General features: G+C 56.8%; 18 protein-coding genes. 6 read left to right on the forward strand and 12 right to left on the reverse strand.

From position 1 onward, the window contains the following. Positions 1–4: 4 nt before the first annotated feature. From ACR0M2_RS00825 to ACR0M2_RS00865, 9 genes are all read right to left on the reverse strand, one after another. The gene (locus tag ACR0M2_RS00825; RefSeq protein ID WP_170375196.1) at positions 5–460 is read right to left on the reverse strand and encodes a cytochrome c-type biogenesis protein; all 456 of its coding nucleotides are present in this window, start codon (positions 458–460) and stop codon (positions 5–7) included. After that, a complete protein-coding gene (locus tag ACR0M2_RS00830) occupies positions 457–2,421 on the reverse strand; it encodes a heme lyase CcmF/NrfE family subunit (RefSeq protein WP_170358324.1) in 1,965 nt (654 codons plus the stop codon). Before ACR0M2_RS00830 ends, ACR0M2_RS00825 begins: the two co-directional genes overlap by 4 nt. 74 nt (positions 2,422–2,495) lie before the next feature. Then, on the reverse strand, positions 2,496–3,074 hold the full coding sequence (locus ACR0M2_RS00835; RefSeq protein ID WP_480703786.1) for a holin family protein: 579 nt from the start codon (positions 3,072–3,074) through the stop codon (positions 2,496–2,498). Then, the gene (locus ACR0M2_RS00840) at positions 3,065–3,676 is read right to left on the reverse strand and encodes a holin-associated N-acetylmuramidase (RefSeq protein WP_480703788.1); all 612 of its coding nucleotides are present in this window, start codon (positions 3,674–3,676) and stop codon (positions 3,065–3,067) included. The genes ACR0M2_RS00835 and ACR0M2_RS00840 overlap by 10 nt, the downstream gene beginning before the upstream one ends. Before the next feature lie 115 nt (positions 3,677–3,791). Then, positions 3,792–4,238 carry a cytochrome c maturation protein CcmE gene (gene ccmE / locus ACR0M2_RS00845; RefSeq protein WP_170348602.1) on the reverse strand — a complete coding sequence of 149 codons (447 nt, stop codon included), beginning with the start codon at positions 4,236–4,238 and terminating at the stop codon, positions 3,792–3,794. A 7-nt stretch (positions 4,239–4,245) separates the two neighbouring features. Next, the gene (gene argC / locus ACR0M2_RS00850) at positions 4,246–5,274 is read right to left on the reverse strand and encodes an N-acetyl-gamma-glutamyl-phosphate reductase (RefSeq protein WP_480703789.1); all 1,029 of its coding nucleotides are present in this window, start codon (positions 5,272–5,274) and stop codon (positions 4,246–4,248) included. 94 nt (positions 5,275–5,368) lie between these two features. Next, a complete protein-coding gene (locus ACR0M2_RS00855) occupies positions 5,369–6,178 on the reverse strand; it encodes a glutamate racemase (RefSeq protein WP_170513897.1) in 810 nt (269 codons plus the stop codon). An 8-nt stretch (positions 6,179–6,186) separates the two neighbouring features. Then, entirely contained in the window at positions 6,187–7,065 is an 879-nt protein-coding gene (locus ACR0M2_RS00860; protein ID WP_480703790.1) for a lysophospholipid acyltransferase family protein, read from the reverse strand. Between the two features lie 81 nt (positions 7,066–7,146). Further along, the gene (locus tag ACR0M2_RS00865) at positions 7,147–10,566 is read right to left on the reverse strand and encodes an indolepyruvate ferredoxin oxidoreductase family protein (protein ID WP_480703791.1); all 3,420 of its coding nucleotides are present in this window, start codon (positions 10,564–10,566) and stop codon (positions 7,147–7,149) included. 169 nt (positions 10,567–10,735) lie between these two features. On the opposite strand from ACR0M2_RS00865, the gene ACR0M2_RS00870 reads away from it, so the two are divergent. From ACR0M2_RS00870 to grxD, 6 genes are all read left to right on the forward strand, one after another. After that, positions 10,736–11,644, forward strand: coding sequence for a LysR family transcriptional regulator (locus ACR0M2_RS00870; RefSeq protein ID WP_226688493.1), 909 nt, complete (start codon positions 10,736–10,738; stop codon positions 11,642–11,644). Between the two features lie 280 nt (positions 11,645–11,924). Beyond that, positions 11,925–14,207: a mechanosensitive ion channel family protein gene (locus tag ACR0M2_RS00875; protein ID WP_480703792.1), complete on the forward strand. Its 2,283-nt coding sequence runs from the start codon at positions 11,925–11,927 to the stop codon at positions 14,205–14,207. Positions 14,208–14,366: 159 nt separating this feature from the next. Beyond that, entirely contained in the window at positions 14,367–16,526 is a 2,160-nt protein-coding gene (gene purL, locus ACR0M2_RS00880) for a phosphoribosylformylglycinamidine synthase subunit PurL (RefSeq protein ID WP_480703793.1), read from the forward strand. 135 nt (positions 16,527–16,661) lie between these two features. After that, on the forward strand, positions 16,662–16,898 hold the full coding sequence (locus tag ACR0M2_RS00885; protein ID WP_155147029.1) for a BolA/IbaG family iron-sulfur metabolism protein: 237 nt from the start codon (positions 16,662–16,664) through the stop codon (positions 16,896–16,898). Between the two features lie 232 nt (positions 16,899–17,130). Continuing rightward, positions 17,131–17,421 (forward strand): hypothetical protein, encoded by a 291-nt coding sequence (locus ACR0M2_RS00890; RefSeq protein ID WP_170358306.1) that lies wholly within the window; start codon positions 17,131–17,133, stop codon positions 17,419–17,421. After that, complete coding sequence (grxD, locus tag ACR0M2_RS00895) at positions 17,408–17,770, forward strand: Grx4 family monothiol glutaredoxin (RefSeq protein ID WP_170513882.1); 363 nt, start codon at positions 17,408–17,410, stop codon at positions 17,768–17,770. Before ACR0M2_RS00890 ends, grxD begins: the two co-directional genes overlap by 14 nt. Here grxD and ACR0M2_RS00900 read toward each other — a convergent pair whose 3' ends face one another. From ACR0M2_RS00900 to ACR0M2_RS00910, 3 genes are read right to left on the reverse strand one after another with little or no spacing between them, the layout of a single operon-like run. Then, positions 17,771–18,124: an MliC family protein gene (locus ACR0M2_RS00900; RefSeq protein WP_480703795.1), complete on the reverse strand. Its 354-nt coding sequence runs from the start codon at positions 18,122–18,124 to the stop codon at positions 17,771–17,773. Then, entirely contained in the window at positions 18,121–18,516 is a 396-nt protein-coding gene (locus tag ACR0M2_RS00905; protein ID WP_170358299.1) for a cell division protein ZapA, read from the reverse strand. Before ACR0M2_RS00905 ends, ACR0M2_RS00900 begins: the two co-directional genes overlap by 4 nt. After that, positions 18,516–19,313, reverse strand: a complete 798-nt coding sequence (locus ACR0M2_RS00910; RefSeq protein ID WP_170409697.1) for a hypothetical protein — start codon at positions 19,311–19,313, stop codon at positions 18,516–18,518. Before ACR0M2_RS00910 ends, ACR0M2_RS00905 begins: the two co-directional genes overlap by 1 nt. Between the last annotated feature and the right edge of the window lie 53 nt (positions 19,314–19,366).

The raw sequence follows: 19,366 nt of genomic DNA on the forward strand, positions 1-19,366 counted from the left end.
GGGGTCAGTCTTCAAGAATCTGGCGCAAACGCTCTTTCTCAGCCTCGCTGAGCGTGTCCTTTTCACCCGTGATCTGAACCCGGGACCGTTTTCGCAGGAAACTCCAGCCCATGACGGCTGCGATCAACAACATGATCGGGCCCGCAAGCCACAGCATCAGATTCGATCCCGAAGTGGTTGGCTTCAGCAAGACATATTCACCGTAGCGATCGACAATGAAAGCGATTGCCTCGTCATCCGTGTCCCCAGCCACCAGTCGCTCACGCAACAACAGGCGCAAGTCACGGGCCAGTTCGGCGTTGCTTTCGTCGATGCTCTCGTTGCGGCAAACCAGACAGCGAAGGCCGGTGCTAAGGTCGCGCGCCCGCTGTTCCAGCGCTGGATCGTCCAGCACTTCGTCCGGTTGTACGGCAAACAGGGGCGACGCGATGAGAGACAGGATCAGGACCAGACGTTTCATTCCGCAGGTACTCCGCCCGATGGCGCCTTGCGCGCACCTGCCGCCACACGGAACCGGCGGTCCGACAGGCTGAGCAGCCCGCCCAGAGCCATCAGGATACACCCACCCCAGATCCAGTTGGCCAGCGGCTTGATATAGGTCCGCATGACCCAGCCACCATCCGCTTGCTGATCGCCGATTACCACGTAGAGATCCCCCAGGAACCGATAATCAATTGCAGCTTCGGTCGTGGGCATCCGTGCCACTGGGTAATCGCGCTTTTCAGGATGCAATGTTCCCATAGGCCGTCCATGCTTTTCGATCCGAACGTCAGCAGTGGTCGAGAAATAGTTTGGCCCTTCCACAAGCCGGACGTCTTCCAAGGTCAGAGTAAACTGCCCCACCTCGAACGGCTGACCTGGTTGTGCAACACGAATGTCTTCGACCTCCCACGCGGTCAACCCGGCGATGGCGAACATGGTCACGCCCATACCTGTATGAGCAACGGCCTTGCCCCAATCCGCACCGGGCAAACGAAACAGACGTTTCAGATTGCCTTTGCGGCCCGTACGGCTCCACAAATCAACCGCTGCGCCAAAGGTGATCCACGCGCCAAGGAACAGCCCAACCGGACCCAGCGCACTGCGCCCTGTTTGCATTGCCCAGACCAGCAATGCCAGCGCAACCGCCAGAACAAAGGCATAGCGCAGCGAATAGGCAGTTTTGCCAAGCTTGCCGCGCTTCCACGGCAACATCGCACCCACTGGCAATGCAATCCCTAACGCCACCATGAAGGGCGTAAATGCCGAATTGAAGAACGGCGCGCCGACCGAGAGTTTGCGGTCAAAGGCCATCTCAGCCACCATCGGCCACATTGTTCCGACGAATACGACGAAACAGCTGACGGCCAGCAGGATATTGTTCAACACCAGCGCGCTTTCTCGGCTAACCATACCAAAAACGCCTTTGGCCTCCATCGCCTGCGCCCGCGCGGCAAACAGGGTCAGCGCGCCGCCGATGAAGATCACGAGGATAATCAGGATGAACACGCCACGCTCGGGGTCATTGGCAAACGCATGGACCGAAGTCAGAAGGCCCGAACGCACAATGAAGGTACCAATCAGCGAAAAGCCAAAAGCAATGATTGCCAGCAGGATCGTCCAGCTTTTCAACGACTCGCGTTTTTCCACGACGATGGCCGAATGCAACAGCGCAGCGGCCAGCAGCCATGGCATGAACGATGCATTTTCGACCGGATCCCAGAACCAGAACCCGCCCCAGCCGAGTTCGTAATAGGCCCACCAGGACCCCAGCGCGATACCGATGGTCAGAAAAACCCAAGCCGCCAGCGTCCATGGGCGTACCCAGCGGCCCCACGCGGCGTCTACGCGCCCTTCGATCAGGGCGGCGACGGCAAAACTGAACGCCATGCTCAGCCCCACATAACCCAAATACAGAAACGGCGGATGAAATGCCAAACCGGGGTCTTGCAGCAACGGGTTTAGATCGCGCCCGTCAAAGGGGGCCACGATCAGCCGGTCAAACGGGTTCGAGGTGAATAGGATAAACGCGAAAAACGCGACCCCAATTGCTCCTTGCACCGCCAATACCCGCGCCTTCAAAGTCGGCGGCAAACCGCCCCCAAAAAACGCGGCCATCGCGCCAAACAAGGACACGATAAGAACCCACAACAGCATCGAGCCTTCGTGGTTACCCCATGTTCCGCTGATCTTGTACAACATTGGTTTGGCCGAGTGACTGTTTTCAACCACGATCCTCAGCGAGAAATCGGACGTCACAAAAGCCCAGACCAGCGCACCGAAGGAAAAGGCAACCATCGTAAATTGTATGATAGCAGCCGGTTCAGCGAAATTCATCCAGCTAGGCCAGCGTTTCGCTGCGCCTATCAGTGGAACCACCGATTGCACGATGGCAACCAGAAAAGCGAGGATCAGGGCAAAGTGGCCAAGTTCGGTAATCATGGCCCGGGTATATTCCTGTTCCTGGGCAAGCACCAATCACTTTCGCCCCTTTGGGGCGAGCATAGTGTCGCGGGTCAGGCCACGCGATTGCGTCGCCAATCCTCAAGCGCCGGATTTGCATCAGGACGGCCTGCCTTTTCCGCCAACGCGGCGTCCGTTCCGGGATTTGCTGCGCCGACAGCGTCGCCATGCATTGCCTTCAGGGCTTGCAGGTTTTCTAAAACCTGAGGCGTGCGCTGCATCGTTGCGGTGATCTCTCGCTGCAGATCCTGCACCTTGGCCTGATGACGCGCGCCGAAATAGAAGGACACAATTACCCCCAGCAACCACCACAGGGGTTCCGGTACCAGGGCAATCCCCTGCATTCGGGCCGCAAACCACAGCGGATCAACCATCGCCGCCACAAACAAACCCAAAGTACCAAGTGCCATAGCCGGTCGCGGCAGACGGTTGAGCCCATCCATGAACCGGTCAAACGCGCCCTTATTCGGGCCCTCAAATTCATCTCCGAACTGAACCATCGCCTGTTGTTGCAAAGCCAGACCACGCTCTGCCCCGTTTTCAGCATTTTCCCTAAATATTTCAGCAGTTTCCCGCACGACATTACGGCCACCGCCAAACAAAAACGTCAACACGTCCGTGATCAAACCCATCCTGAAACCCTCGCTTGAAATTCCGCGTCACTCAGGTGGTAAATCGGCGAAACAAATTCCTCGGCCCGGCGAATCCAACCGCCCTTGCGGCCCGCCCGAGTACGGGCATATTTGCGTGACGCAGGCCGATGATCTGCCAGACGGAAATAGTAGTTCCGCCGCGCCACACCGTACGCATCCCTGAGTGCATCCGGATCGGGGTCAGCCGCATCCCGGCAGGCCCGCGCGGTTTTGGGACCAATTGCCCCATCAACCACGATTTCGAACCCCATATCGCGCAACAGACGTTGCAGGATTTTGACCGCGTGACTGCCAGCGTTGACATACATGTCAAAAACCGAAGCCCGCAATTCGTGCGGCAAGAGGTCCAACCGCGGTTGTTCAAAATAATGCTGCACGAAAATATCAATGGCCTGAGATTTGCTGAGCATCCGAACATCGGTGCGGTTGATTATCCCGTCACCTGAAAGATCAAGCCCGAGACGCCGCATCGTGTGAATGGTCAACCCGTATTTCGTCGCGCCACCGGGATCGTCCGAATCGTCCACAAAGCCACCTTCTCGCGCCACGATCTCAGTTGCAATCTGTCGCACCGTCTGCATCGCACCCTCCGCCTGCCGTTGACCAAACGCTGAGGCTAACCGGTTAATTTGGCGCAATGAAAAAGGGCGCTGCATGCGCAACGCCCATCAGTTCTTGCTTGTCAGCTAAGGTAAATCAGCTTTCACCAGCCTCTTTGTAAACACCCTGTTCTTTCAGGGCGTCGACCACCTCTTTCGGCATGTACGTTTCGTCGTGTTTTGCAAGAATTTCTGTGGCTTCGAATACACCGTTCACGTAAGAACCCGTCCCTACCATGCCCTGGTTTTCCGCAAACAGATCCGGCAGAACCCCGGTAAACGCCACCGGCACACTTTCACCGCCATCGGTCACGACGAAACGCACCGTCTCGCCCTGCCCGCGAATGATCGAGCCTTCCTCGACCAGACCGCCGATACGAAACACTTCTGTCGGTTTCGGGGGTTCAGCAATCACCTGACTGGGAGAGCGGAAAAAGTTAATGCCATCGCGCATCGCAAACCCAATCAACCCCGTCGCCAAGACCAATGCCACGACGGCCAGAAGAATGACTTGTACTCGACGACGTTTCTTGAGCGTTTTCATACCGTCCTCACGGGAATAGCGGGGCCATCATCAGCCCCCGGGTTTCATCTTCACCTAACATCAGGTTGGCGTTCTGCAAGGCTTGGCCGCTGCTACCTTTTGTCAGGTTATCCAATGCGCCGATCACGATGGCGCGGCGTTCGATCCGATCGCCGACAACACCGATATGGCAGAAATTCGAACCGCGCACATGGTGGGTCGAAGGTGTTTCGCCGAACGGCAACATCTGAATAAAGGGTTCATCTTCATAGGCTTTGGCAAGTGTCTCATAAACACTTGCCGAGTCCCCTTTGACGTAAGTCGTCGCAAGAATTCCCCGGTTAGCCGGGATCAGGTGCGGCGTGAACTGCACATGCACCGTACGCCCCGCCAGTGCCGAGAATTCCTGATCAAACTCACCCAGATGCCGGTGCGTACCGCCAACGGCATACGCATTGTAGCCTTCGCTGAGTTCCGCATGCAGCAGATTTTCCTTCAGCGACCGGCCTGCGCCTGAAACGGCGCATTTCAGATCCAGCACGATATCATCCAAATCGATAACACCTGCAGAAATCAACGGACGCAGCACATACTGACCCGTCGCTGCATTACACCCGGTTCCCGCGACCAACCGCGCATTGCGGATGTCATCCCGGTAGAACTCGGTCAGGCCATAGACGGCCTCTTCCTGCTGTTGCAGCGCGGCGTGCGGGTTTCCGTACCATTTTTCGTATTCATCCGGGTCACGCAGACGGAAATCCGCGGACAGATCAACGATTTTGAGGTTTTTCGGCAGGTCACGAATGACCTCTTGGCTGGTTTTGTGTGGCAAGGCGCAGAAACACAGGTCGATCTGCGAAAAGTCGATCTCAGAGATCTTGCACAGGTCTGCCAAATCCATGTGGCGCAGATGCGGAAAGACCTGTGCCATTGACATGCCGGCCTTCCGCTCGGCGGCCAAGGCAGTGATTTCCATATTCGGGTGCTCGGCGATCAGCCGCACCAGTTCGGCGCCGGTATAGCCGGATGCGCCCAAAATTGCGATTTTATGGGTCATGTCAGACCTCTTGTTCCAGTGTGTCACAAATCACGACCGCCGATGTGACGGTCTTCGAATAAAGGAGAGTGTGCAGCAGCGTCCTTGACCTAAGTCAGGCGGCCTCGAACGAAATTTGTCGTCGGAGGAACTGCGTCGCCCGGTCGCTGACAAAATCTGGCTTTCCTGTCGTCAAGAAGCCGCCCTTGCCTTCACCCTGCATGTTGGGGTGACGTTGAAGGTAATCCCTAAGGCTTTCAGCAACCAAGGCGCCCTGACTGTAAACCTGAACATCCGGGCCCAAGGCGGCCTGAAAGGTTTCCGCCATCAACGGGTAATGCGTGCAACCCAGAATGGCTGCTTGCGGTTCTGGCATTTTCCGTTTCAGCGCATCCACATGGCTGCGTACCAGTGCCTCGGCCAAGATCATGTCGCCGTCTTCGATGGCATCAACCACGCCGCCGCACGCTTGCGCCTCGACGTCTACGCCGATGGCTCGGAACGCCAGCTCTCGCTGGAAGGCTCGGCTAGACACCGTTGCGGGCGTGGCAAACAAAGCAACGTGCTTTACGGCAACCTCACGCGGAGGGCTGTTGTCGCCCCACTGCCGCTCAGTCAATGCCTCGATCAAGGGCACGAAGACGCCTAAGACACGCTTGCCAGCAGGCACACCCTCTTCCTGCATCCGACGCAGCGCGGCGGCGCTGGCGGTGTTACAGGCCAGAATCACCAGATCGCAGCCACGGTCCCACAAGTTGTAAACAGCGTGCCGTGTCAGATCATAGATATTCTCGGCGTCCCGCACGCCATAGGGCGCATGCGCGCTGTCCGCAAAGTACAGAAAATCCACGTCCGGCAGACGTTTCTGCGCGGCGTCAAGAACGGTTAAACCGCCCAAACCAGAATCAAAAATGCCTACTGCCATTAGCCTCTTTAGGCGCGATGCCGTTCCTCGAATTCATAGCCGTAATCATAAGATTTCAACGGCGTCGGGGACAGCTCATACGTGGCTTTGCGCAAGAAATCCATCATCTTGCGCGTATCCGTGGCCAATGGGTCCAGAACGTCGCGGCCGATGGGCTCTCCGATCACCACTTTGACAGGTGTATCCACGCGTTTTTTGAACTCTTTGATCAGCAGTCCCATGCGTAAAGTATTGTGCAAATGACTGGCGATCTGAAACAAGCGCGACGTGTGACCGTCAAAGAAGACCGGCACTACAGTGGCGTTCGATTTGGCCACCATTCTTGCCGTGAACCCACGCCAGCCCGGATCCATCGGGTGTGAAAAGGGTTTGAGCCCGGTGCTGACCGTACCACCCGGAAATACCCCGATGGCTCCGCCCTCGTCCAAATATTTCAACGCCGCTTTGCGCGTCTCAAGGTTCTGTCTCATCGCCTCTTTGGTTTCATCAAACGAAATCGGCAGGACGATCTTGTTCAGATCCTCGGCTTTGCGAAACACGTGATTGGCCAAAATTCGGAAATCGCCACGTGTCTGAGACAGGATGTGGCCCATCATCAACCCGTCCAGAATACCGTACGGATGATTGGCAATCAGAATCAGAGGCCCGGTCGTCGGAATATTCGTCAACGAACCGTCGACAATATCCAGCGACAGACCATAGCGACCCACCATGACCGACCAAAAGTCGCGCCCTTTGGCGACCTCTTTCTCATAACCGTCTGCGCGCTTGATCAGGCGCAAACGCCCAGTGGTGTTCTCCATCAGCTTGATCACCATCCGCCCCCCTTTGGTTGCGGCGGAATAGGCATAGGATATGTCACGAGCGATATGGCGGCGCGAGGGCATACGACTCTCCGAGAGTTTGCGGCCTGCAAGATAAGTATAAGCGGCAATTTTGCCTAGGTTTCGTGACAATCCCGTTACGGTTTATTCGGCGGCAGCGCGCAGCTCTGGTCCTCCGTTCCGTATGGTGGCCAGTAATTCCTCGCGCCGCTTGGCCGCCTTGGCCTCGTTGGCCTGCAACACCGGCCCGAACCCGCGAATGTCCAGCGGCAATTGCGCCAGCGCAATCACTGCGTCGCGGGTCTGAGGTGTAACAAGAGGTTTTATCTCATTGAGATCATTTTCATATTGCTTGATCAACGCGCGTTCCATCCGCCGTTCTGCACTGTAACCAAAAATATCCAGAGGTGTTCCCCGCAGTGACTTCAACCGCGTGAGCAGTTTCATCGGCTTCAAAATCCACTCACCGAAGGAACGTTTGCGCGGACGCCCGTCAGCACCAGTTCCGCCAAGGATGGGCGGGGCCAGATGAAAGGTCATTTTGAAATCCCCGTCAAACTCAGCCACGGCTTTTTCGCGGCTGTCCAACATCAACCGAGCAACCTCGTATTCATCCTTGTAAGACAACAACTTATGATAGCCTTTTGCCACGGCTTCGCGGATTGCTTCATCATCAAACATATCCACCATTTTGCGATATCGTTTGGCCAACCGACCGCTTTGATACGCTGTCAGGTGCTGCGCGCGATAGTCGATCTTTTGCTCCAAAGATCTTGGCATATCTGACACGTTAGGCTCTAAAATGCCTGCGACCTCTTGCGAGTGCAGAACCGCCCAACGCCCAATGTCAAAAGCACGCTTGTTGCGCTCGACCGCAGTTCCATTCAGTTCGATGGCCTGAATTACGGCATCATGGCTGATGGGCAGCAAGCCCTTCTGCCAGGCCGCACCAAAAACCATCATGTTGGAATAGATCGAGTCGCCCATCACCGCGCGCGCCAGATCGGTTGCGTCAAACAGTGAGACGTCATCCTTCAACCGCGCCTGCAAGGCCAGTTCAAGCCGGTCACCCGGAATACGGAAATCGGTATCGCGAGTGAAATCTCCGGTCACCGTCTCATGGTTGTTGATCACGGCCCCGGTTTGACCCGCGCGCGTCAGACCCAGCGTCTTGGCCCCGGCAGAGACAACCAGATCGCCACCGATCAGTGCATGTGCCTCACCTGTGGCAACACGAATGGCGCTGATATCCTCGGGCCGGTTTGCCAAGCGACAATGGATATGAACGGCACCACCTTTTTGAGCAAGACCTGCCATCTCCATCATTCCGGCGCCTTTACCGTCGATCTGTGCCGCCTGTGCCAAGATCGCACCCAGCGTCACCACACCTGTGCCGCCAACACCAGTGATCACCACGTTATGTGTCCCTTTGATTTCAGGCAGCACTGGTTCAGGTAGATCCGGTAGATCGATATCGGTGGTTGCTTCCTTGCGGATTTTTGCACCTTCCAAGGTTACGAACGACGGGCAAAACCCGTTGAGGCAAGAGAAATCCTTGTTGCAGCTTGATTGATCAATAGCCCGTTTGCGACCGAACTCCGTCTCTTTCGGCACAATCGAGACGCAGTTCGATTGCACGCCGCAATCGCCGCATCCCTCGCAAATGTCAGTATTGATGAATACGCGCTTATCGGGGTCAGGAAACTCACCTCGTTTGCGCCGACGCCGTTTTTCGGCCGCGCAGGTTTGGATGTAGACGATGACCGAAACACCCTCGGTCTCGCGGAACTGTTCTTGTACCCGCATCAAATCCGCGCGCTCAAAGGTTTCCACACCAGCAGGCATCGCCTTGAAATTCACATCTTCCTTTTCGTCATAGACTACGGCCACGTTCTGCACGCCCATAGCCTTGACCTCGGCTACGATCCGTTCCGCCGACAGTCCGCCCTCGTTTTCCTGACCGCCGGTCATGGCGACAGCGTCGTTGAACAGGATTTTGAAAGTGATGTTGGTGCCCGCAGCCAACGCCGCCCGGATCGCCTGCACACCGGAATGGTTATACGTCCCGTCACCAAGGTTCTGGAACACGTGCTTGGTGGTCGAAAATGGCGCTTCGCCAATCCAGTTTGCGCCCTCACCCCCCATCTGCGTGAACCCGGTGGTCTCGCGGTCCATCCATTGCACCATATAATGACAGCCAATACCCGCATAGGCGCGACTGCCGTCGGGCAACCGGGTAGAACTGTTATGCGGACAGCCCGAACAGAAATACGGCAGACGAGTCGCGATTTCTTCGGCGTTGTCGGCTCGGCGGGCCTCGGACAGTTTGGCCAAACCGGCGCGGACGCCTTCTGTGTCGTGGCCCTCTTCGATCAGAATCTCACCCAGCTTCTCGGCGATCATATTCGGATCAAGCGCACCACGAGTTGGAAACAGTTCCTCGCGATGCAAGGTGCCAGCCCCGCCCTTATACCAGCCGTAAACCCGGCGGCCGCGACGGTCGTCAAAGATGGCTTCTTTGACCTGAACCTCGATCAATTTTCGCTTTTCTTCAACGATAACAATCAGGTCCAGTCCTTCAGCCCAGTCGTGAAATCCAGTCATGTTCAGCGGGAAGGTCTGACCTATCTTGTAGGTCGTGATCCCCAACCGTTCAGCCTCATCCGCGTCGATGTTCAGCAACGACATGGCATGGGACAGATCCAGCCAGTTCTTGCCGGCCGCAACAAACCCGATCTTGGCACCGGGTTTGCCCCACACACGCTTGTCCATCTTGTTGGCGTGCGAGAACATCTCGGCCGCGAAACGTTTGTGGTCGATGATCCGCCCTTCTTGCAGGTGCGGCGTGTCGCCCAAACGTATGTTCAACCCGCCCTCGGGCATATCGAACTCGGGCACGACAAGGTTCATCCGGTCAGCACTACCATCAACGACCGACGTGACCTCAATCGTGTCCTTCATCGTCTTCAGGCCAACCCAAAGCCCCGAAAACCGGCTGAGCGCGAAACCGTAAACGCCATAGTCTAAAATCTCTTGCACACCCGCAGGGCTGACAATTGGCATGTACATATCAACCAAAGACCATTCCGACTGATGCAGAACGGTCGAGCTTTCGCCAGTATGGTCATCACCCATCGCCACCAGCACGCCGCCATGTGTGGCCGTACCCGCCATATTTGCGTGACGCATCACGTCACCGGACCGGTCTACACCCGGCCCCTTGCCGTACCAGAGACCGAAAACACCATCGAACCGCCCATCCCCGCGCAGCCCAGCCTGCTGGCTGCCCCAAAGCGCTGTGGCGGCTAGGTCCTCGTTCAAACCGTACTGGAATGTGATGTCGCTTTCAGTCAGCTGTTTCTGTGCCCGCGTCATCTGTAGGTCCACCGCGCCCAGCGGTGAGCCGCGGTACCCGGTCACCAATCCAGCTGTATTCAGTCCTGCCTGCGTATCCCGGGACTTTTGCATCAGCATCAGGCGAACCAGCGCCTGCGTGCCGTTCAAAAGAATTGGATTCTTATCCAGATCGTAACGATCATTTAGCGATATTTGCGGCTGACTCATCAAACGCCTCCCCACGTCAGATCAGTGTGCTATATATTTCTACATTTTAGGTCATAAATTCTGACCTGCATAGGGTTTATCCCCTGAAACCTAAGGATTTCACCGTTTGAATGTAGAAGTTGTTACCTATTTCATATAGGCAGTTCGAAAGATAACGAAAGTTGCGGCGATGGATTGGGACAAGCTTAGAATATTTCACGCAGTTGCGGATGCAGGCAGCCTGACTCATGCGGGTGACAAGTTGAACTTGTCGCAATCGGCCGTCAGCCGACAGATCAGAGCGTTGGAAGAGTCGCTTGATTCGACGCTGTTCCACCGCCACGCGCGCGGGTTGATCCTGACAGAACAGGGCGAGTTGTTGTTTGACGCAACCTCGGCCATGACAAAACGTCTGGACGCTGCTGCTGCGCGCATTCGCGACAGCGAAGAAGAAGTGTTTGGCGTTCTGCGCGTCACAACTACGTACGGCTTTGGCACGCTTTGGCTGGCACCGCGCCTGCCGAAACTGTACGAGCAGTTCCCCGATCTCAATATCGACCTGATGCTGGAAGAGCGCGTGCTAGACCTGCCCATGCGCGAGGCTGATGTCGCCATCCGTATGAAAGAGCCCAGCCAAGCCGATCTGGTCCGCAAACGCCTGATGACCGTGCAGATGCAGCTGTATGCGACGCAGGAATACATCGATACCCATGGCGGTATGCTGAAATCTTTGGACGAAATTAAAAATCACCGGCTGATCTGTCAGACACCTTCAGCACCGCAAGTTGGTGCGGGTGCTGCGATGGTGCGCCATCTGATGACGTACAATCCAGGATCCCTGCTGACCGTGAACAATTATTTTGGTGTTCTTCAGGGTGTGTTGCATAACTTGGGTATTGGCGTCCTGCCGGACTACGTTACCCAAGGGCTTCCCAATGTCGCGCCGATCCTGTCGGATATCGAAAGTGCGGATGTTCCCGTATACCTCGCCTATCCAGAGGAACTGCGCCATTCCAAGCGCGTCGCGGCCTTCCGTGATTTTGTTCAGGATGAGATCATAACGCAGCGCAAACAATTGAAGCAGATGGGAAAACTCTAGCTATGCACCACTGGCATAGCGGGGTTGATCAGCAATCATTCTGAAATCTCTTGATCGTTCACAAAGTGATCCCTAAATGAACTCTCGAAGGCGGTGATGCTGAAACGCTCATCATCTTCATACCTCCCTGTTGGACTACGGCCGAGCTTAGTGCTCGGCCTTTTTTTTGGCCATTCGGCAACGCGCCCTGTGTTCGGCTGGCAAAACATCTGGGAAACTCGGGCACTTAGACCTATGATCACGAAAAATTCACGAAGACTTGTGTTCGAGGACAGATTCGATGTTTCAGCCCCTTCGCCTTTTGTTGGCGATACTTTCCGTCATTTGCCTTTCAGGGCCGGTTCTTGCGCAGGATAGCGGATCGACCGGTTCCTCAACCACTATCAGCATTCCCGATGATCTGACGCCTGAACAGGTGGACGATCTGGTCGCGCGTATGTCTGACGATCAGGTCCGCGCTATTTTGCTTGAGCGTTTGGACGCGGTCGCTGAACAAAAGGCTGCCGAAGCAGAGGATCGCGAAGATCCCATCAAGGAAATCGGCGCGATTTGGGCGGCAATGGTGACGTCCTGGACGCAAGTCGTAGTCACGGTGCCAAATATATTCAGCGCTCAGGCCCATGCGGCCAAGAACTTTATAGGCACATTCGGATCAAGCGGCGCTCTTACGTTGATGGGTTTGATTCTGAGCGTTTTGATTGCAGGCTACATTGCGGAAAAGCTTTTCTACCTGCTCACCAACAGATGGCACAGCCAAGCAAGCGCGACCGAAGAAAGTGACCTTTGGGGTGCGGTACGCTTCCTGTTTCGCCGTTTTTGTCGCGAGATCGCCGGGCTAGTTGTTTTTTATGTCGTGATCCGCGCCTTGGGACGCGGATTGTTGACGCCTGAACAACTGACCTACGCCGCACCTTTCGTCCTTTACCTGATCTGGGTTCCACGCCTGGGCGCGGCTGCCTCGCGGTTCATACTGGCCCCGAACCAACCCCAATATCGGCTGGTCAACATTGACGACCACTGGGCAAAATACCTGCACCGTAATCTGATCGGGCTGTTGATCCTGATCGGGTTGACGTTGTTCATTATCCATTTCAACGAATTGAACGGCATCACCGGGCGTGAAACCCGGATCGGGTTCTGGCTGAACGGTGCGATCCACATCTATATCGGAGTGATTGCCTGGAAAGCCCGTGAAGGCCTGTCCCAAATGATGCTGGGGACAGACCCGGACCACACCAAGTTCGACGAGGAAGTCGCTCATTATTATCCATATTTCGCCATCGGCGTATCTGCGGTGATCTGGCTACTTGTCGAGTTCCTGGCTGCTCAGCGCGACCCGATGTTGCGCGCCTTGTTGCTGCAGGGTGCACATTTCACCACCATGTTCTGGCTGCTGATTGCACCCGCGCTTGATACGTTGATACGTGGCTTGGTGCGCCATCTGCAGCCGCCCATGCAGGGCGAAGGCCCGGTGGCCGAAAAGGCGTATAAATCGACTAAGCGCAGCTATATCCGCATCGGACGGGTCTTGGCTGGCATTCTGGTCATCTTGATGATCGCCAACGCCTGGGACCTTGATCTTCGGGAAATCGCAGGCGGCGGCGATGAATCCGGCAGCAAGGTTATCCAGTTCTTTATTATTATTGCCGTTGGCTACATCCTCAATGAGCTTGTGTCGCTTTGGGTCAATCGCCGTCTGGCCAAAGAACAAGCAGCCGATCAAAGCCCGGATGAAGAGGCTGGCGAAGGTGGTGGTTCGGGCGGGTCACGATTGGCCACCGTCCTGCCCCTGCTGCGTGTGACCGCTCAGGTCGCTATCGCGGTCATCTTTGTGCTGCTGGCGCTTGGGGCGTTGGGGATCAACATCACCCCCCTGCTGGCCGGTGCTGGTGTCCTGGGTCTGGCCATTGGTTTTGGCGCACAAAAGCTGGTGGCCGATATCGTGGGCGGTATCTTCTTCCTGGTCGATGATGCCTTCCGTGTTGGAGAATACGTGGATGTCGGCGGCACCACAGGTACGGTCGAAAAAATCTCGATCCGTTCGATGCAACTGCGCCACCACCGCGGGCCGGTTCACACTATTCCCTACGGTGAGATTCAAAAGCTGACCAACTACAGCCGCGACTGGGTCATCATGAAGCTGAAATTCACCGTGCCCTTCGACACCGACCCCAACAAGGTCAAGAAGATCTTTAAGAAGATCGGTGCCGAGATGATGGAGGACGAAACCCACAAGGACGGCTTCCTGCAGCCCTTCAAGTCTCAAGGCGTGTTCGACTTTGATGATGTCGGCATGATCATCCGCGGTAAGTTCATGGCCAAGCCGGGTAAGCAGTTCACCCTGCGAAAGGAAATCTTCAACCGTGTGAAGGCCGCGTTCAAGGAAAACGGCATCGACTTTGCCCGCCGCGAGGTGCGCGTTGCGATCCCCGGCCTGGATGACGCGGATAACCTGAACGAGGAGCAAAAGGCAGCTATCGGTGCAGCAGCCGGAGAAGCAGCCAACCAACAAGCGGAACAGCAGGGTCAGAAATCGGGTTCCGAACACGGTGCGCCAAAATAACGACCTGACAATACAAACACGCAAAGGCCGCCCTCAGGGCGGCCTTTTTTCATCGGATTGGCACAGGAAACCATCAGACCCCGGTCTTAACCCTTTCCACCGACGCGCCCTTGCCCTAAAAGGCGCGCAATCTCGGCCACCTTGAGAACAGGACAGACGATGCAAGAGCCCGCCATCACACCGGATCTGATTGCCGCCCACGGATTGAAGCCCGACGAATACGACATGATCCTTGAGATCATCGGCCGCGAGCCGACCTTCACCGAGCTGGGCATCTTTTCCGCCATGTGGAATGAGCATTGCTCGTACAAGTCCTCGAAGAAGTGGCTGCGCACCCTGCCCACTTCGGGTCCGCAGGTGATCTGCGGTCCGGGTGAGAACGCCGGTGTCGTTGATATTGGCGATGGGCAAGCGGTTGTTTTTAAAATGGAAAGTCACAACCACCCATCTTACATCGAACCCTATCAGGGCGCGGCGACCGGGGTTGGTGGTATCTTGCGCGATGTCTTTACAATGGGTGCGCGTCCCATTGCGTCAATGAACGCACTGTCCTTTGGCGAGCCCGGCCACCACAAGACCCGCCAGTTGGTCAATGGCGTTGTCGAAGGCATCGGCGGCTATGGCAACTGCTTCGGAGTACCCTGCGTCGGCGGCGAAGTTCGATTCCATCCCGCCTATAACGGCAACTGCCTTGTGAACGCCTTTGCCGCAGGTCTGGCCGACAGCGACAAGATTTTCTACTCGGCGGCGTCCGGCGTCGGCATGCCCGTCGTCTATCTGGGTGCCAAGACCGGTCGAGACGGCGTTGGCGGCGCAACCATGGCCTCGGCCGAGTTTGACGACACGATCGAAGAAAAACGCCCCACCGTTCAGGTTGGCGACCCCTTCACCGAAAAGCGCCTGATGGAGGCGACGCTGGAACTGATGCAGACCGGTGCCGTGATCTCAATCCAGGACATGGGTGCGGCGGGTCTGACCTGTTCCGCCGTTGAAATGGGCGACAAAGGTGGTCTGGGCGTGCGCCTCGATCTGGAGAACGTCCCTCAGCGCGAAGAGGATATGACAGCGTACGAGATGATGCTGTCTGAGTCTCAGGAACGCATGCTGATGGTCCTGAAGCCTGAGCTTGAGGCCGAAGCCCGCGCCGTGTTCGAGAAATGGGATCTGGATTTTGCCATTGTCGGCGAGACCATCGCCGAAGATCGGTTCCTGATCGTCCATAACGGCGAGGTTAAAGCCGATCTTGTGCTGTCGAAGCTGTCTTCCACCGCACCGGAATACGACCGCCCGTGGGAGCCTACGCCCGAAGCTGAAGAACTGGCCGAGGTCCCACAGATCGACCCGATCGACGGCCTGCGCGCCCTCCTCGCTTCGCCGAACTATGCGGGCAAGCAATGGGTGTACGAACAATACGACACCATGGTCATGGCCGACACCGCGCGCACGCCGGGTCTGGGTGCGGGCATGGTTCGCGTGCATGGCACAGACAAGGCATTGGCCTTCACCAGCGATGTCACCCCCCGCTATGTGCGCGCCAACCCGGTTGAGGGTGGCAAGCAGGCCGTCGCCGAAGCGTATCGCAACCTGACTGCCGTTGGGGCAAAACCACTGGCCACCACGGACAACCTGAATTTCGGCAACCCCGAAAAGCCCGAGATCATGGGCCAGTTTGTTGGCGCAATTCAGGGTATCGGCGCTGCGGTCGCCGCGCTGGACATGCCCATCGTGTCGGGCAACGTGTCGCTGTATAATGAGACCGACGGTCAAGCGATCCTGCCTACCCCGACCATTGGCGCGGTTGGCCTGTTGGACCACACCGACGAAATCATCGGTAACGAGGTCCGCGAAGGCCACGTCGCGCTGGTCATCGGCGAAACAAATGGGCATCTGGGTCAGTCGGCCCTTCTGGCCGAAGTGTTCAACCGCGAAGACGGCGACGCGCCGCATGTCGATCTCGACGCCGAAAAGCGCAATGGTGAGTTTATCCGCGCCAATCGCGAGATGATCAAAGCCTGCACCGATCTGGGTGATGGTGGTCTGGCCCTGGCGGCTTTCGAACTGGCCGAAGCCGCAGGCGTTGGCGTTCACCTCGACGAAGCCTCGACCGAGTTTTTGTTTGGCGAAGATCAGGCCCGATATCTGGTTGCCTGCAACTTTGACCAGGCCGAGGCGTTGATGATCGCAGCAGGTCAGGCCGGTGTTCCACTGGTCTCGGTCGGTCGCTTTACTGGTGACGCCGTCAAGGTCGGCAATTCCGAGGCCCCTCTGGCCGAGTTGACGGACACGTTCCGCGACAGCTTTGCCGCTGCCGTGGCTTGATCATATCTTGAAACTTATTCGCAAAACCTGTGCCCACACCGGCGCAGGTTTTGTCGTTTCAAGCCAACCATCACACCCTTGCGCGCCCCGCCCCGGCGCTCTACATCTTGGGAAAGATCTTCAGGAGTTACCTACATGCCGATGAGCGCCCACGAAATCGAACACTTGCTGCGCGAAGCCTTTCCGGATGCGGAAATACAGGTTGGCGGGCATGACGGCGTGCATATGTCCGCCATGGTCGTGGACGAAAGCTTTCGCGGGAAAAACCGGGTGCAGCAACAACGCGCGGTTTATGCAGCGTTGAAGGGTAAAATGGATGGCCCGGATGGAGAGCTGCACGCGCTGGCGTTGACGACGAAAGTGCCTGAATGACGATCACGTTCTGGATTTATACAATTAGCGGCTTATTGACGTGCGCCGGTTTCGTGTTGATTCTGAAATCAACTTTCGGCAAATCCCGATACAAACAGAAGCGCGGCGCAACACCCAGCCAGAACGCGAGCTTAGTTGCGTCTACAACAGACACGGGTAAAGGCGGTGGCGTTAGTGCAATGCCGATACCTCGAGATCCTCAGCAATATACTAAAGCAATGTCCCCGAAAAAATGAGCGGCTGGCTGTTCTGGATAGGTGTAATCGCAACATTGATAGTTGCCGCTGCTCTGATCGAAGCCTATGTGAAGCGGAACAGAAAACGCAACCTCGCCGATATGCGTCCGGACCCGGACAAAATCAGTAAGGTTGGCGGCATTGAAAGATACGGGCTGGACCCGCTGGCCCTGGCGCAAGCCGAACACCGGCGGTTGGAGGAAGAAGGATGGGACCCCGACCCGTCACAGAATGAAATTACTGCCCCCGATGCGGGCAAAGAGGACAAGCAAGATGACCGACGTTAAGACCCAGATCGACGACACAGTCAAAGCCAACGACGTGGTGCTGTACATGAAAGGCACCAAAGAGATGCCGCAATGCGGGTTCTCGTCCCGCGTGGCCGGTGTGCTGAACTATATGGGTGTGGACTACACCGATGTGAATGTCCTCGCCGATGACGAAGTACGTCAGGGCATTAAGGACTATTCCGACTGGCCGACCGTTCCGCAACTGTATGTCAAAGGCGAGTTCGTTGGTGGCTGCGATATCATCACCGAGATGACCCTTTCTGGCGAGTTGGACACGCTGTTTGACGACAACGGTGTCGGCTACAACAAAGAAGCAGCCGACAAGATCCGCGAAGCAAACGCTTGATCAGCGGCTGACGCAATTATCCAAAATGACCTGCTCACTGGCGGCATCCGATCCTGTCGCCAGAAAGCTCACCGTTGCGTCCCATCCTTTTGAGCGCAGGATGTACGTCCCTGTCCCTCCGTCGGATTCATAGCGTATGCCGGAACCGCTTTGGACCTGACGCAGAGTGACCAATTGGTTGTCTACCATCATTGCTGCTGCACTCGACCCGTCCGGCGCGTTGAAATAGGCCACTTCCAATGGCACGCCGTTCTGGCATGTGAATGTCACTGGCAGAATGTCGATCTCAGCCCAAGCCAAGCCACCGGGCAAAGCAAATGCCACGGCGAAGGCGACCGTCTTTACAGAGTTCATCCCGCTGACTTCTCCTCGATCACGGATGCCAAGGCTTCGGCCCGCGCGGCTATTTCCGCCAGCGTGTCCGTCACTGACGGAGGTACCACGGCCACCTCGATACGCTCAGGCTCGGGCTGTGGCATGTTTCTGAGGGTTCGAAGCTCGGTCTCAACCTCGGCCAGCTTTGCCTCGAGCGCCTTGATCTTGTCATCGGTTCCGGCGGCCTTGTCGGCCAGCATCAGCCCGGCCATCAGCAGCATCCGTGATTCTGGCATGCGCCCGATCTGATCGGACAAAACTTGCGCCTCGTCATCCAGCAATTTTGCAGCCGAGTGCAGGAACGCTTCTTCCCCCTCCTGGCACGAGACATCAAAGCCGCGGCCACCGATTTGAATAGTCAATTCGGGCATTATTCAACCTCTCCTTCTGCCAGTTTCGCCTTCGACAGCAACGGCTCTAACCGCGCCAGAACTGCGTGCGCTTCGGCAGCGTCGGTTGCTTGTGCGGCGCGCGTCGCCTCAAGTTCGGCCACTGTTGCGCGGTTAAGCAGATCAGCATCCGGCACGCCGTCTTCGGCGGCGGCGCGCAGTTCATCCACCGATTGCCGCAACTGTTCATTCGCCTTGCGCATGCGTTGCAGATCGTCATCCAGACGGGACATCGCCGCCCCGTGACTGGATCGCTCAGCGCGCAACATATCCAGCTCGGCGCTCAACTCGGCGACGCGTTCGCTGTCCGCCAGTTCAGACCGCAGGCGCGCGTTTTCGGCTTCGACACCCTGTGTCGCAGCCGCGGCAGCCTTGAGCTGTGCATTTTCGGCCTTTAGCGTCTCAACCTCATCCTGATTTTCCAGCGCGGCCTTAGCCGCGGCCAACTCGGCGCGGGCGGCCTCAACCGAGGCCAGTTTTGCCTGCGCCTCTGCCAATTGCTCGCGCAATGCCCCGTTTTCCGGGCTTTCAACGGGCGTGGTCCGCAGCCGTTCCATGTCCGAACGCATGGCGTCGACTTCTAGTTCGTGGCGCTCTTTCAGCGATTTCAGACGTTCTTCCAACTGCGCATTGGCGACACGTTCATCATCCAATGCCGTCCGCAGAGCGTCATCTGCACCACCGCTGACCGGAGACGTATCCCGCAGCGTATCGACGCCGGTCCCTATCCGATCCATTGCAGCAACAATACGGCGATGTAATTCTTCGATCTGGCTCATGCCCCTGCCACCTCTTAACCAAGGTTCCTTGTATCGCGGATAGTCCGAATCAA

Source organism: Ruegeria sp. BE10 (assembly GCF_056538905.1).